This is a genomic window from Pseudomonas sp. NPDC089743 (genome assembly GCF_044748785.1).
Classification (GTDB): domain Bacteria; phylum Pseudomonadota; class Gammaproteobacteria; order Pseudomonadales; family Pseudomonadaceae; genus Aquipseudomonas; species Aquipseudomonas putida_X.
On the sequence record NZ_JBIVGS010000001.1, the window covers coordinates 570,230 to 584,698 of the forward strand.

The 14,469-nt window shown below is 62.8% G+C and carries 13 protein-coding genes; 5 read left to right on the top strand and 8 right to left on the bottom strand.

Going from position 1 to position 14,469, the window contains the following annotated elements:
• Positions 1-26: 26 nt before the first annotated feature.
• From ACIPZC_RS02675 to ACIPZC_RS02695, 5 genes are all read left to right on the top strand, one after another.
• Positions 27-1,706 carry a glucan biosynthesis protein gene (locus ACIPZC_RS02675; protein ID WP_400624665.1) on the top strand — a complete coding sequence of 560 codons (1,680 nt, stop codon included), beginning with the start codon at positions 27-29 and terminating at the stop codon, positions 1,704-1,706.
• Complete coding sequence (gene mdoH / locus ACIPZC_RS02680) at positions 1,699-4,272, top strand: glucans biosynthesis glucosyltransferase MdoH (protein ID WP_400624667.1); 2,574 nt, start codon at positions 1,699-1,701, stop codon at positions 4,270-4,272. The genes ACIPZC_RS02675 and mdoH overlap by 8 nt, the downstream gene beginning before the upstream one ends.
• 218 nt (positions 4,273-4,490) lie before the next feature.
• On the top strand, positions 4,491-5,288 hold the full coding sequence (locus ACIPZC_RS02685; protein WP_241804128.1) for a transporter substrate-binding domain-containing protein: 798 nt from the start codon (positions 4,491-4,493) through the stop codon (positions 5,286-5,288).
• Positions 5,289-5,399: 111 nt separating this feature from the next.
• On the top strand, positions 5,400-6,362 hold the full coding sequence (locus ACIPZC_RS02690; protein ID WP_400624669.1) for an amino acid ABC transporter permease: 963 nt from the start codon (positions 5,400-5,402) through the stop codon (positions 6,360-6,362).
• Positions 6,355-7,089, top strand: coding sequence for an amino acid ABC transporter ATP-binding protein (locus ACIPZC_RS02695; protein WP_400624829.1), 735 nt, complete (start codon positions 6,355-6,357; stop codon positions 7,087-7,089). Before ACIPZC_RS02690 ends, ACIPZC_RS02695 begins: the two co-directional genes overlap by 8 nt.
• Before the next feature lie 288 nt (positions 7,090-7,377).
• Here ACIPZC_RS02695 and ACIPZC_RS02700 read toward each other — a convergent pair whose 3' ends face one another.
• From ACIPZC_RS02700 to hisI, 8 genes are all read right to left on the bottom strand, one after another.
• On the bottom strand, positions 7,378-9,321 hold the full coding sequence (locus ACIPZC_RS02700; RefSeq protein ID WP_400624670.1) for a methyl-accepting chemotaxis protein: 1,944 nt from the start codon (positions 9,319-9,321) through the stop codon (positions 7,378-7,380).
• A 182-nt stretch (positions 9,322-9,503) separates the two neighbouring features.
• The gene (locus tag ACIPZC_RS02705; protein ID WP_400624672.1) at positions 9,504-11,420 is read right to left on the bottom strand and encodes a methyl-accepting chemotaxis protein; all 1,917 of its coding nucleotides are present in this window, start codon (positions 11,418-11,420) and stop codon (positions 9,504-9,506) included.
• A gap of 100 nt (positions 11,421-11,520) precedes the next feature.
• Positions 11,521-12,228 (bottom strand): 16S rRNA (uracil(1498)-N(3))-methyltransferase, encoded by a 708-nt coding sequence (locus ACIPZC_RS02710; RefSeq protein ID WP_400624674.1) that lies wholly within the window; start codon positions 12,226-12,228, stop codon positions 11,521-11,523.
• Positions 12,225-13,016, bottom strand: a complete 792-nt coding sequence (gene tatC, locus ACIPZC_RS02715; protein ID WP_241804094.1) for a twin-arginine translocase subunit TatC — start codon at positions 13,014-13,016, stop codon at positions 12,225-12,227. The genes ACIPZC_RS02710 and tatC overlap by 4 nt, the downstream gene beginning before the upstream one ends.
• Positions 13,013-13,387 carry a Sec-independent protein translocase protein TatB gene (gene tatB / locus ACIPZC_RS02720; protein WP_400624677.1) on the bottom strand — a complete coding sequence of 125 codons (375 nt, stop codon included), beginning with the start codon at positions 13,385-13,387 and terminating at the stop codon, positions 13,013-13,015. Before tatB ends, tatC begins: the two co-directional genes overlap by 4 nt.
• Positions 13,388-13,390: 3 nt before the next feature.
• Positions 13,391-13,663 (bottom strand): twin-arginine translocase TatA/TatE family subunit, encoded by a 273-nt coding sequence (locus tag ACIPZC_RS02725; RefSeq protein ID WP_241804092.1) that lies wholly within the window; start codon positions 13,661-13,663, stop codon positions 13,391-13,393.
• Positions 13,664-13,688: 25 nt separating this feature from the next.
• Positions 13,689-14,024: a phosphoribosyl-ATP diphosphatase gene (locus ACIPZC_RS02730; protein ID WP_241804091.1), complete on the bottom strand. Its 336-nt coding sequence runs from the start codon at positions 14,022-14,024 to the stop codon at positions 13,689-13,691.
• A 1-nt stretch (position 14,025) separates the two neighbouring features.
• Entirely contained in the window at positions 14,026-14,418 is a 393-nt protein-coding gene (gene hisI, locus ACIPZC_RS02735) for a phosphoribosyl-AMP cyclohydrolase (RefSeq protein WP_400624680.1), read from the bottom strand.
• Between the last annotated feature and the right edge of the window lie 51 nt (positions 14,419-14,469).

The following is a 14,469-nucleotide window of genomic DNA, read 5'->3' on the forward strand; positions in this document are numbered from 1 at the left end:
CCGGCAATCGGCTGCGCAAGGCCCTGATGGCCAGTGCGGCACTGGTCGGCCTGATGAGCGCGGGCCAGCTGTGGGCATTCAATCTTGACGATGTTGCAGCCAAGGCAAAGGATCTCGCCGGCCAGAAGTACGAAGCACCGAAAAGCAATCTGCCGGCAGTGTTCCGCGACATGAAATTCGCGGACTACCAGAAGATTCACTTCCTGCAGGAAAAGGCCGAGTGGGCCAAGGACAAGACGCCGTTCAAGCTGTCCTTCTACCACCAGGGCATGCACTTCGACACACCGGTGAAAATCAACGAAGTCACCGCCACCACCGTCGAGGAAATCAAGTACGACCCGAGCCGTTTCGAGTTCGGTGACGTGCCGCACGACCCTGAAACCACCAAGAACCTTGGCTACGCCGGTTTCCGCGTGCTTTACCCGATCAACAAGGCCGACAAGCAGGACGAAATCATGACCCTGCTGGGGGCCAGTTATTTCCGTGTGGTCGGCAAAGGGCATGTGTACGGCCTGTCGGCCCGTGGCCTGGCCATCGACACCGCGTTGCCTTCGGGCGAAGAGTTCCCGCGTTTCACCGAATTCTGGGTCGAAAAACCCAAGCCGGCCGACAAGCACCTGGTGATCTACGCCCTGCTGGATTCGCCGCGCTCGACCGGTGCCTACAAGCTGATCCTGCGCCCGGGCAACGATACCGTGGTCGATGTGCAGTCCCGCGTGTTCCTGCGTGACCACGTCAGCCGTCTGGGCATCGCGCCGCTGACCAGCATGTTCCTGTTCGGCCCTAACCAGCCGTCCAAGGTCATGAACTATCGCCCAGCCCTGCATGACTCCGAAGGCCTGTCGATCCACGCCGGTAACGGCGAGTGGCTGTGGCGCCCGCTGAACAACCCCAAACACCTGTCGGTAAGCAACTTCAGCGTCGAGAACCCGCGCGGTTTCGGCCTGATGCAGCGTCATCGCGAGTTCAAGGATTACGAAGACCTCGACGACAACTACCAGAAGCGTCCGAGCGCCTGGATCGAGCCTAAGGGCGATTGGGGCAAGGGCACCGTCGATCTGGTCGAGATCCCGACCGCCGACGAAACCAACGACAATATCGTTGCCTTCTGGAGCCCGGAAACCTTGCCAGAACCAGGCAAGCCGTTCGAGTACGCCTACCGCCTGCACTGGACCATCGACGAGGCGCGTTTCCAGGCCCAGGAGCTGGGTTCGGTGACCCAGACCATGCGTTCCACCGGTGACGTCAAGCAATCCAACCTGATCCGTCAACCAGATGGCAGCGTGGCGTTCCTGGTCGACTTCGCCGGCCCGGCCTTGGCCGCCCTGCCGGAAGACGCTGCGGTACGCAGCCAGATCAGCGTCGGTGACAACGCTGAGGTGGTCGAGAACAATCTGCGCTATAACCCAGAGACCAAGGGCTGGCGCCTGACCCTGCGGATGAAGATCAAGGAGGCCAACAAGGCTACCGAGATGCGTGCCGCACTGGTTCGTGACGTTCCGGTCGAGGCGGCCAAGCCGGCCGAAGAAGCCAAGCAGGACAAGGCTGCGACCAAGCATGGCAAGGCTGAAAAAACCGCCAAGGCCGAGCAACCTGCCAAGGCTGAACAACCTGCCGCCGACGCGGCTTCCACCAACGGGGCCCCGGCCACCACTGAACAAGTGCTGACCGAGACCTGGAGCTATCAGTTGCCTGCCGATGAGTAACTCAAGCGCAAGGCCGGAATCGCTTGGCGAGTACCTGGCCCACCTCCCACTGAGCGATGAGCAGCGCGCGGAACTCGCCAGCTGTACCTCGTTCAGTGAGCTGCACCAACGCCTGGCGGGCAATGCGCCCGCCACCACCCACGAGGCCGTACAGGCCTCGGTGGGCCCGCGCCTGACGGTGGGCAGCGCCGCCGAACTGGAAGATGCCGAGATGCTCGGCGTCGACGGCAGCGGCCGGCTGTGCCTGAAGATCGCACCGCCGATCAAGCGCACCCGGGTTGTGCCCGAGCCATGGCGTACCAATGTGCTGATCCGCATGTGGCGGCGCATGACCGGCCGCACCAATGCGCCGCAGCCGCCCAAGCGCGAGCTGCCTCCGGCGCGCTGGCGCACGGTCGGCTCGATCCGCCGCTATATCCTGCTGACCCTCATGATCGGCCAGACCCTCGTCGCCGGCTGGTACATGAAGGGCATCCTGCCGTACCAGGGCTGGTCGTTCGTCGAGCTCGACGAAGTGGTCAACCAGCCGCTGTGGGACACCGTCGTACAGGTCTGGCCCTATGCCTTGCAGACCTCCATCCTGATCCTTTTCGGCATCCTCTTCTGCTGGGTGTCGGCGGGCTTCTGGACCGCGCTGATGGGCTTCCTCGAGCTGCTCACCGGGCGTGACAAATACCGTATCTCCGGCAGCAGTGCCGGCAGTGAGCCGATCGCTCCTGAAGCACGTACGGCGTTGGTGATGCCTATTTGCAACGAAGACGTGCCGCGCGTGTTCGCAGGGCTGCGGGCGACCTTTGAATCGGTCGCAGCCAGCGGCAACCTCGACCGTTTCGATTTCTTCGTGCTCAGCGATACCAACGACACGGACATCGCCGTGGCCGAGCAACAGGCCTGGCTGGACGTTTGCCGCGAGACCAAAGGTTTCGGCCGCATCTTCTACCGCCGCCGCCGCCGCCGTGTGAAGCGCAAGAGCGGTAACCTCGACGACTTCTGCCGTCGCTGGGGGGGCGAATACAAGTACATGGTCGTGCTCGACGCCGACAGCGTCATGAGTGGCGAGTGCCTGAGCAGCCTGGTACGCCTGATGGAGGCCAATCCGGACGCCGGCATCATCCAGACCGCGCCGAAGGCGTCGGGCATGGACACGCTGTACGCGCGCATGCAGCAGTTCGCCACCCGTGTGTACGGCCCACTGTTCACCGCCGGCCTGCACTTCTGGCAGCTGGGCGAGTCGCACTACTGGGGCCATAACGCGATCATCCGCATGAAGCCGTTCATCGAGCACTGCGCCTTGGCGCCGTTGCCCGGCAAGGGCGCCTTCGCCGGCGCGATCCTTTCCCACGACTTCGTCGAAGCGGCGCTGATGCGCCGGGCGGGCTGGGGCGTGTGGATTGCCTATGATCTGCCGGGCAGCTATGAAGAGCTGCCGCCGAACCTGCTTGACGAGCTCAAGCGGGACCGCCGCTGGTGCCATGGCAACCTGATGAACTTCCGCCTGTTCCTGGTCAAGGGCATGCACCCGGTGCACCGTGCGGTGTTCCTCACCGGCGTGATGTCTTACCTGTCGGCGCCGCTGTGGTTCTTCTTCCTGGTGCTGTCGACCGCGCTGCTGGCCACCAACACGCTGATGGAGCCGCAATACTTCATCGAGCCGTACCAGCTGTATCCGCTGTGGCCGCAGTGGCACCCGGAGAAGGCCGTGGCGCTGTTCTCCACCACCATCGTGCTGCTGTTCCTGCCCAAGCTGCTCAGTATCATCCTGATCTGGGCCAAGGGCGCGGTCGAGTTCGGTGGGCGGGTCAAGGTCACCTTGTCGATGCTGATGGAGATGCTGTTCTCCATGCTGCTGGCGCCAGTGCGGATGATCTTCCACACCCGGTTCGTGTTGGCCGCATTCCTTGGCTGGGCTGCGACCTGGAACTCGCCGCAGCGCGACGACGATTCGACCCCGTGGAGCGAGGCGGTACGTCGCCATGGCCCGCAAACCCTGCTGGGTATTGCCTGGGCGGCGCTGGTGGCATGGCTGAACCCAAGCTTCCTGTGGTGGCTGGCACCGATCGTTGGTTCGCTGGTGCTGTCGATCCCCGTTTCGGTGATCTCCAGCCGTACACGCCTGGGCCTGGCAGCCAAGGACGAGAAGCTGTTCCTGATCCCTGAGGAGTACGCAACGCCCCAGGAGCTGCTCGCCACCGACCAGTACACCCACGAGAATCGCTGGCATGCCCTGCACGACGGCTTCGTCCGCGCTGTGGTCGACCCGCGGCAGAACGCCCTGGCCTGTGCCATGGCCACTGCCCGTCATGGCCAGTCGGCAGCGATCGAGGCGATGCGTGCCGAGCGCCTTGCCAAGGCGATAGAGGCTGGGCCCAAAGGCCTGGACCTGGCTACTCGCCTCGCCTTGCTGAGCGACCCGGTCGCCTTGGCGCGCCTGCATGCTCAGGTGTGGGCAGAGCACAATGCGGCCTGGATCGACGCGTGGCGTGCATCGATCAACAACGACCCGCATTCGCCGTTGCTGCCCTTGCACCCGGCGAACGAGGCTCAACCTAGCCTGGTTGGCGCCTGACCGACCCTGGGGCCGCCATGCGGCCCTTTCGCCGGCTTGCCGGCGGAAGGGTTTTCCTATCTTCCTCACCCCCTCGGATTTTGGCCAACAAAGTCCCCCCCGGCTCTAGGTCCCAGGGCCGCCATGCGTTAGCATCCCTCTCCGAAAAGCCATGCCGGCCGGTACGGCCGTGCCAACAATAAGATTCGCTACTTTTCTTGCTAGGGGACTTGGTGATGATGAAGAAATACCTTTCGCGGCTGCTGGTCGGCGTCACGGCGCTGGTCGCGGTGGCCTCGGCCCAGGCCGGTGCCATCGACGATGCCGTCAAGCGCGGTACCTTGCGGGTGGGCATGGACCCGACCTACATGCCGTTCCAGATGACCAACAAGCGCGGCGAAATCATTGGCTTCGAAGTGGATCTGCTCAAGGCCATGGCCAAATCCATGGGCGTGAAGCTGGAGACCGTCTCCACCGCCTATGACGGCATCATCCCGGCCCTGCTGACCGACAAGTTCGACATGATCGGCAGCGGCATGACCCTGACCCAGGAACGCAACCTGCGCCTGAACTTCAGCGAACCCTTCATCGTGGTTGGCCAGACCCTGCTGATCCGCAAGGAGCTGGCTGGCGAGATCAAGTCGTACAAAGACCTGAACAACGAGAAGTACCGCATCACTTCCAAGCTCGGCACCACCGGCGAGATGGTCGCCAAGAAACTGATCGCCAAGGCCAAGTACCACGGCTACGACAACGAGCAGGAAGCGGTGATGGACGTGGTCAGCGGCAAGGCCGATGCCTTCGTCTACGATGCGCCGTACAACGTAGTGGCGGTCGACAAGGCCGGTGCCGGCAAGCTGCTGTTCCTCGACGAGCCCTTCACCTACGAGCCCCTGGCTTTCGGCTTGAAGAAAGGCGACTACGACAGCATCAACTTCATCAATAACTTCCTGCACCAGATCAAGCATGACGGGACCTACGATCGTATCCACGACAAGTGGTTCAAGAACAAGGACTGGCTGAAGGAAATGGAATAAGAAGCAGCTTCAAGCCGCAAGCTGCAAGCTGCAGGAGGAGGTCGGCCCATCCGCGGTCTGCTTGCTCTTGCAGCTTGTGGCTTGCGGCTTGCCGCTTTCTGGAGTAACCACGTGATCAAACACAAGAAAGCCCAATGGCCCTGGCATGCGCTGACTGCGCTGGTCCTTGGGGGCTTGGCGATCAGCCTGTACCTGGCCACCTCGATGATTTCCTACGAGTGGCGCTGGAACCGCGTACCCCAATACTTTGCCTACCAGGCCGAGGACGTGCAGCGTGCCAGCGATTACGGCACGGTGCAGGACATTGTCGTCTCCGGCGATAGCGCCCGCGTTACCCTCAAGGATGAGAGCGGCGGTGAGCAGGTGCTCGAGGTGGCCAAGGACAGCCTGCAACTGAGCCGCGGTGACGATGTGGCCGAAGGTGATCAGGTCGGCGTCACCCGTCACTGGGCTGCAGGCCCACTGGCCTGGGGCCTGTGGACCACCTTGTGGATCTCGGTGGTGTCCGGGGCCCTCGGCCTGGTGATCGGCCTGTTTGCCGGGTTGTGCCGGTTGTCGAACAACCCGACCCTGCGTGACCTGTCGACCGTGTATGTCGAACTGGTGCGCGGCACGCCGCTGCTGGTGCAGATTTTCATCTTCTACTTCTTCATCGGTACCGTGCTCAACCTGTCCCGTGAGTTCGCTGGGGTGGCGGCGCTGGCGCTGTTCACCGGTGCTTACGTGGCCGAGATCGTGCGTGCCGGCGTGCAGTCGATCGCCAAAGGGCAGAACGAGGCCGCCCGCTCGCTGGGCCTGAACGCCAGCCAGTCGATGCGCCATGTGATCCTGCCGCAGGCCTTCAAGCGCGTGCTGCCTCCCCTGGCCGGACAGTTCATCAGCCTGGTCAAGGACACCTCGCTGGTCTCGGTGATCGCTATCACCGAACTGACCAAGAGCGGCCGTGAGGCCATCACCACGTCGTTCTCGACATTCGAGATCTGGTTCTGCGTGGCAGGCCTGTACCTGCTGATCAACCTGCCGCTGTCGCATTTGGCCAGCCGGCTCGAGCGGAGGCTTGCGCAAAGTGATTGAAGTCCGTGACCTTTTGAAGGTATTCGACACCCGAGGCCAGGTGGTGCGTGCGGTGGACAACGTCACCACCCAGGTGGCGAAGGGTGAAGTGGTGGTGGTGCTGGGCCCGTCGGGGTCCGGCAAGTCGACCTTCCTGCGCTGCCTCAACGGGCTGGAGCATTTCGACGCGGGCCATGTGGCCATCAACGGGCTGCGCTTGGAAGACCCGAAGACCGACATCAACGCCTACCGCCGCGAAGTGGGCATGGTGTTTCAGCATTTCAACCTGTTCCCGCACATGACGGTGCTGGAAAACCTGTGCCTGGCGCAGAAGGTCGTGCGCAAGCGTGGCAAGGCCGAGCGTGAGGCCAAGGCGCGGGCGTTGCTGGCAAAGGTGGGCATCTCGGAGAAGGCCAATGAGTTCCCTTCGCGGCTTTCCGGTGGTCAGCAGCAACGGGTGGCGATTGCCCGTGCGCTGGCGATGGAGCCGAAGGTGATGCTGTTCGACGAGCCAACCTCGGCGCTGGACCCGGAGATGGTCGGTGAGGTGCTGGACGTGATGAAGACGTTGGCCCAGGAAGGCATGACCATGGTCTGCGTGACGCATGAGATGGGCTTTGCGAGGGAAGTGGCTGACCGCGTACTGTTCTTCGATCACGGCAAACTGCTGGAAGACTCGCCGCCCGCGGCGTTCTTTGACTCACCTAAGGATCCCCGCGCCCAGACCTTCCTGCGCCAAGTGCTCTGAGGGCAGCTGCAAGCTGCGAGCTGCAAGCTGCAAGCTGCAAGCTGCAAGCTACAAGCTACAAGCTACAAGCTGAGCTGTGATGGCCGGTTCACCGCGTTCGGCTTTAGCTTGAAGCTTGAAGCTTGAGGCTGCCGTTTGTCCCCTCGCGGCCCAGGCCTTCCTGCGCCAAGAGCTCTAGAAGCAGCTACAAGCTACAAGCTACAAGCCGAGCGGTGATGGCTGGTTCACCGCGTTCGGCTTTAGCTTGCAGCTTGCAGCTTGCAGCTTGCAGCTTAAAGCTTGCCGCTTTCAAAGGCTGAAACGGCCGACCATGCCTCGCAGCTGCTGCCCTAGCTGCTCGAGCTCGCCGCTCGAGGCTGCCGTTTGTTCACTGGCTGCACTGGTCTGGTCCGACGCGTCGCGCACGCTGATGACGCTGCGGTTTATTTGCTCGGCCACCACACTCTGCTCCTCGCTGGCCGTGGCAATCTGCTGGTTCATGCCCTGGATGCTCGACACCGTATCGGTGATCTGGCTCAACGCATCCCCCGCCTTGCGGCTCAGCTCGACACTCTGCTCGGTCAGGCGCTTGCTGTTGTCGAGCAGGCTGGTCACCTCGTCGGTGCCGTTGTGCAAGCTTTCGATCAACTGCTCGATCTCCTCCGTCGACTGCTGCGTACGCTGGGCCAAGCCGCGCACTTCGTCAGCCACCACGGCAAAGCCACGCCCGGCCTCACCTGCTCGCGCCGCCTCGATGGCGGCGTTCAGTGCCAACAGGTTGGTTTGCTCGGAGACCGACTTGATCACGTCGAGAATGCTGCCGATGCGCTGGCTTTCGCCCGCCAGATGTTGCATCGCTGCCAGGCAATCGTCCATCTGCCTGGCCAGCTGCTCGATACGGCCTATGGCTTCAGTCACCACCTGATCACCCTGCTGCGCCTGCTGGTCGGCGTTGGTTGCCGCCAGCGAGGCCTGTTCGGCGTTCTGTGCCACTTCCTGCACCGTGGCGCTCATCTGGTTCATGGCCGTGGCAACCTGATCGGTTTCCTCGCGCTGCTGGCTGATGCGCAGTTTGGTGTCCTCGCTGCTGGCCGCCAGTTGCGTGGCGGCCTGTGACAGATGGCCGACCCCCTGATCGATACCACCGATCAGCTCGCGCAGGCTCAAGGTCATTCCCTGCATGCTGGCCTGCAACTGGCCCATTTCGTCACGACGATCTACAGGCTCCACCTGGCTCAGGTCGCCCCGGGCAATGCGCGCAGCCAACGCCAGGGTCTGGCGTAGCGGCTGGGTGATCTGCAAGGTGATCAGCCAGCCGGCCGCTACACCCACCAGCAACGCCAGCAGCGCAACGCTGGTCAGCAGCGAGCGGGCGGCCAGTGCTTCGCTGTCGCGTTGCTCGACCTTCCTCTGACCCAGCTCCAGGCTCACGGCACGCAGTTCGTTACCCATCTGCTCCATGTCGTTTTGCAATTGCTCGACACGCAAGGCGGCGCGGCGGTATTGCTCCAGGCTGGTGCGGTATTTCCCCAGCTCCACGCCGGGCTGGTCCATGACTGCACGCGCAAGGCCCAAGGGGGCGAGGGCTTGGATCAATTGTGCGAGGCTTTTGTCAGCAGCATCCAGCGCCGCCTGGCCGACCTTGCTGAAGTCCTCCAGCGGCGAGAAGGTGTACGCCGGCACCAGGCTTTGCTGGTTGGCGCCGTCCACGTGCCGGGTGAGGCTGTCCATCAGGCCCAGCAGGCCACTTTGCTGGCTGTCGGCAGGCATCTTCAGCAAGGCCTGGGTTTCCAGTTCGTCGATCACAGCGTTGAGCTTCTGCTCCTGTGCCTGCATGGCCTCGCGCAAGCCACGCCGGCTTTCAACGGTGCGTTGCAAGGTGGCGAAATTGTCCTGAAGGCGCTGCAGCAATTGCAGCTTCTGAGTCAGCATCTGGCGTGATTCATCGACGCTGCTGCGTTGCTGCAGCGCGCTCAGCCCGGCGTCGAGCTGTTGCAGGATGCGGCTGATCTGCGCCTTGCTGGCATCATCGGCCAACACCCTGTAGGTGATGCGCTCGGCGCGCAGGTCCTTGACCAGATCATTGATCTGGCCGATTTCGCTGAGCTGCTCGGAGCGCGTAATTGCGCCGTCCAGGGCGCGCCAGCCGCTGACGGCAGTGGCCACGGTGAGCAGCAGTACCACGGCAAAACCCAGAGCGAGTTTGGCGCCGACGCTGATGTTGCCAATCCTGCGGTTGAGGTAGCCGAACATGGCAAGTCTCCATCCAGTTGAGTAGGGGAGCCATGCCGGCGTTTTACTGGCATGACACCCCTGCCCATCGGCGGAAGGCTTGTAGGACTTGACCTGAGAATTGGGTAGGAAATTTCAGCAGCGCGCTTGGGAATTCACACTGGCCCCACGGCCAAATCGCCGGCGATGGGGCCAGTACGGGCTTACAGCCTGAAGCGCCTTACCAGGTCTTGCAGGTGGGTGCCCAGCCGCGCGAGCTCGACACTGGAGCTGGCCGTCTCCTCGCTCGCCGCCGAGGTCTGGTCGGAGATATCCCGCACATTGATCACGCTGCGGTTGATCTCCTCAGCGGTTGCACTTTGCTGTTCAGCGGCCGTGGCAATCTGCTGGTTCATCGCCTGGATCGACGATACGGTCCGGGTGATGGTCTCCAGCGAAGTGCCCGCGCGGCGGGTCAGCTCGACGCTGCTGTCGGTGAGCTGGCGGCTGGCGTCCATCACGCTGGCCACTCGCTGGGTCCCGCTTTGCAAGCCGGCAATCAGCTCTTCGATCTCTTCGGTGGACTGCTGGGTACGCTGCGCCAGGCTGCGCACTTCGTCGGCGACCACGGCAAAGCCACGTCCGGCCTCACCGGCCCGCGCCGCTTCGATAGCCGCATTCAGCGCCAGCAGGTTGGTCTGCTGGGCCACCGACTTGATCACATCCAGCACGCTGCCGATCTTGTCGCTTTCGGCCTTGAGCTGGTTCATCGCCTCGCTGGAGTTGACCACTTCACCGGCCAGTCGCTCGATTTGCGCCACGGCTTCACTGACCACCCGATCACCTTCACGCGCCTGTTGGTCGGCCATCAGAGCCGCTTCCGAGGCTTGCTCAGCGTTGCGTGCCACCTCATGCACGGTGGCCGCCATTTCGTTCATGGCGGTGGCCACCTGGTCGGTTTCGACCTTCTGGTTGCTGACCCCGGCGCTGGTTTGCTCGGTTACCGCCGAAAGCTCTTCGGCGGCGCTGGCGATCTGCGTGACACCGTCACCGATACCCCCTATCAGTTCACGCAGGCCTTGGGTCATGCGCTGCATGCTGGCCTGCAACTGCCCCAACTCGTCACGACGGGTTGCCAGCAGGTCCTGGCGCAGGTCGCCGTTGGCCACGCGCTCGGCGGCGGCCAGTGTCTGGCGCAGTGGCACGATGATCTGCCGAGTGATGGCCCAGGCCGCGATCAGGCCCAGCACCAACGCCAGTGCCGTGGCTGAGACAAGCAGGGCCTTTGCCTTGCGCGAGCCTGCATCGCGGACTTCGGTCTGTGAAACCGTCATCTTCTGGCTGTTATCCATCAGCACGGTGCCTTGATCAGTCATCACCTGCAGGGCCTGATCACTGGCCAATTGCGCGCTACCGAACTGGTTGACCGCATCGCGGTAGGCGGCGAGGGCCGACAACGAGTCGTCGAGGCTGGCGGCATATTCGGCGGGCAGCTTGGCGGGTAGCGCCTTGAGGTTGGTCATGGCCTGGTCGATGGCGTTGAGCGCAGTCTGCTGGTAGTTCGCATCGCCACTGTAGGTGTAGCCGCGCACCTGGAAGCGTGCTTGCTGGAGCAGGGCACTGACCTCTACCGTGCTCTGATAGGGCGTGATGTCGCCGGCTTGCAGCAGGCGTTCCTGCACCTTGCTGATAAGTGCGGCTGCCTTGTCGGCGCTGTCACCCAGTACGCCTCGGCTGGCTTCGCGGCGTTGCCCGGCCTGCTTGAGGTCGGCGAAAGCTTGCTGGTATTTGCGCACCGCCTCCTGCTGTTGCTGCAGGCGCTGATGATCGACGGGCTGTTCGATCTGGCCGAGCATCAGGCTGATCTGGCGGTCGAGGCCAGCGAGGGTTTTTTCCAGTTCGCCGATCGCCGCTTCGCTGCGTTCGCGCTGGTAGTGCTGGCGCGCGATGCGCAGTTCCTGGGTGCCTTGGCTGATGACCGAGATATTGCCCAGCTTGTCACCACGGTCGATGATGCTGTCCATGCCTTGCCAGCCTGTGAAGGTGATGGCCAGGGTCAGTAACAGTACCAGGCCAAAGCCCAGCCCCAATTTGCGATTGACGCTCACATTTCCCAGCGTTTCGGTAATCCATCGGAACATGTTCGACTCCCCGGTAAACTTGGCAGCACGGATTATTGTTGTGTTGCCTAGGCATCGGCCTGCGCCGGGGAAACTTGATGGGAAAAACCTGACCCGTTTGTCAGAAAATCCTTGAGAGCAAGGCTGTTACGGCGGTTTCCACACGCAGGATGCGGTCACCGAGCTGTACTGGCGCGAGCCCTGCCTTGCCCAGCAGCTCGACTTCGTACGGGATCCAGCCACCTTCGGGGCCAATGGCCAGTGTTACCGGGCCTTCGACGGCGCGCGGGCAGGCGGGGTAGGGGCCGGGGTGGCCGACCAGGCCTAAGGTGCCGTCGGCGATCGCGGGCAGGCGGTCTTCGACGAACGGTTTGAAGCGTTTTTCGATGAGCACCTCGGGCAGCACCGTGTCGCGGGCCTGTTCCAGGCCCAGTATCAGGTTGTCGCGGATGCTCTCGGGGCTCAGGAACGGCGTCTGCCAGAAGCTTTTCTCGACCTTGTAGCTGTTGACCAGGATCAACCGCTGTACGCCCAGCGTGGCGACGGTCTGGAACAGCCGGCGCAGCATTTTCGGCCGCGGCACGGCAAGCACCAGCGTCAGCGGCAGCTTGGCCGGCGGCGGCTGGTCGAAGCCGACTTCAAGCTCGGCTTCGTGCTGTGCCAGGCGTACCACGGTAGCGGTGCCCATCAGGCCATTGATGCGGCCTACGCGCAGGCTGTCGCCGACCACCACGCGGTGAATTTCCTGCATATGGGTGAAGCGCCGATCGGCAAGGACGACGCGGTCGGCCGACACGAAGTCGGCCTCTTCTAGAAGCAAAAGATTCACGGCTGGGTCGCTGGCGGCTGGTCGTTATGGTCGTTTGCCGCTTCGTCTTCGGCATGGCTGCGCTTGCGGATCAGGCTGCCGCACAGCACGCCGATCTCGAACAGCAGCCACATCGGCACGGCGAGCAAGGTCTGCGAGAAGATGTCGGGCGGGGTCAGGATCATGCCGACCACGAAACAGCCGATGATCACGTAGGGGCGGATTTTCTTCAGGTATTGCACGTCGACCACGCCGATCCACACCAGCAGCACCACCGCGACCGGGATCTCGAAGGCAACGCCGAAGGCGAAGAACAACGTCATGACGAAGTCCAGATAGCTGGAAATGTCGGTCATCATCGACACGCCTTCCGGCGTGGCGCTGGCGAAGAAGCCGAAGATCAGCGGGAACACCAGGAAGTAGGCGAAGGCCATGCCGGCGTAGAACAGGAAGATGCTCGACACCAGCAGGGGGATGGCGATGCGCTTCTCGTGGCGATACAGGCCCGGGGCGATGAAACCCCAGATCTGCTGCAGGATGAACGGGATCGCCAGGAACAGCGAAACGATCATGGTCAGCTTGAACGGCGTCAAGAACGGCGAGGCCACGTCGGTGGCGATCATCGTTGCGTTGGCCGGCAGGTGTTCGCGCAGTGGTGCCGAGACCAAGGTGTAGATCTGCTGGGCAAAGGAGAACAACCCGGCAAAGATCAGGAAGATGGCAGCCACGCAGCGCAGCAGGCGGGTGCGCAGTTCGGTCAGGTGCGAGACCAGCGGCATGGGCTGGTCGTCTTGCGGTTTTTCGCTCATGGGGTTCGCGGCGGTTGAGACTGTTCGGGCTGCCCAGGTGCAGGGGCAGGCGCTACCGGTGCCGACGTTGGCGTGGCAACGGGCTGCTCGGTGGCCCCTGCAGCGGGTGGCGGGGCAGGCGGCGTCAGCGGGTTGAGGATGCGCTTGGCTTCCTGTTCCATCTGCATGATGTGCTCGTTGTGCAACTGGCGGCGGATGTCATCGGCGCCAATTTCGCGCTCGACTTCCATCTTGATCGAATTGAAGCTTCGCTTGAGCCGGCCGATCCACAGCCCTGCAGTACGCGCGGCACCGGGCAGGCGCTCGGGGCCGAGCACCAGCAGCGCTACCAGGCCGACGAGCAGTAACTCGCTGAAACTCATGCCGAACATGGCTCAGTCTTTCCGCTGCGGCTCTTGGACCGGCTGGGCCTGGCCCTCGATGGTCTGGCCCTGTGGTTGTTGTGCGGTGTTCTGCACGGGCGGTACCGGCTGGGCAGGCGGTGGGGTCTGCTCGGCGGGTTTGCTTTCTTCTTCGTTCATGGCTTTGCGGAAGCCCTTGATCGATTCGCCAAGGTCACTGCCGAAGTTCTTCAGCTTCTTGGTGCCGAACACCAGGACGACGACGACCAGCAGGACGATCCAGTGTTTCCAGTCAAAAATACCCATGGTGCTCTCCTAGAATGCTATTGAGTCAGGCCGAAGGCCCGCGAGCGGCCTTTTCATCGTGCCCGGACAGGCCGAAGCGGCGCTCCAGCTCATCGAGCACTGCTTGTGGATGCTGGCCCAATGCACTGAGCATGACCAGGCTATGAAACCACAGGTCGGCGGTTTCATAGATGACATCACTGTAATCCTTGCTGACCGCAGCGTCCTTGGCAGCAATGATGGTCTCGACCGACTCTTCGCCGAGCTTTTCGAGAATCTTGTTCAGGCCCTTGTGGTACAGGCTGGCGACGTAGGAGCTGTCGGGGGCCGCTTGCTTGCGTTCTTCGAGCACTTCGGCCAGGCGGTTGAGGGTGTCGCTCATGTCAGTGTCCTGCGTTGTAGATGGCATCCGGGTCTTTCAACACCGGATCGACGGTTTTCCACTGGCCGTCTTCGAAGACGCGGTAGAAGCAGCTTTCACGGCCGGTATGGCAGGCGATATGGCCCAGTTGCTCGACCATCAGGATGATCACGTCGGCATCACAGTCCAGGCGCATTTCGTGCAGCTTCTGCACATGCCCCGATTCCTCGCCCTTGCGCCATAGCTTGCCACGCGAGCGCGACCAGTAGATGGCGCGTTGCTCGGCGGCAGTGAGTACCAGCGATTCGCGGTTCATCCAGGCCATCATCAGTACGCGTCCGGTCTTGTGGTCCTGAGCGATCGCCGGTACCAGGCCATCGCTGTTCCACTTGATCTCGTCCAGCCACTCTTTCATCGTCGACTCCAAAACCGGGCCCGCTTCTGTGCCGGGCCCTTTGCGCTAGTG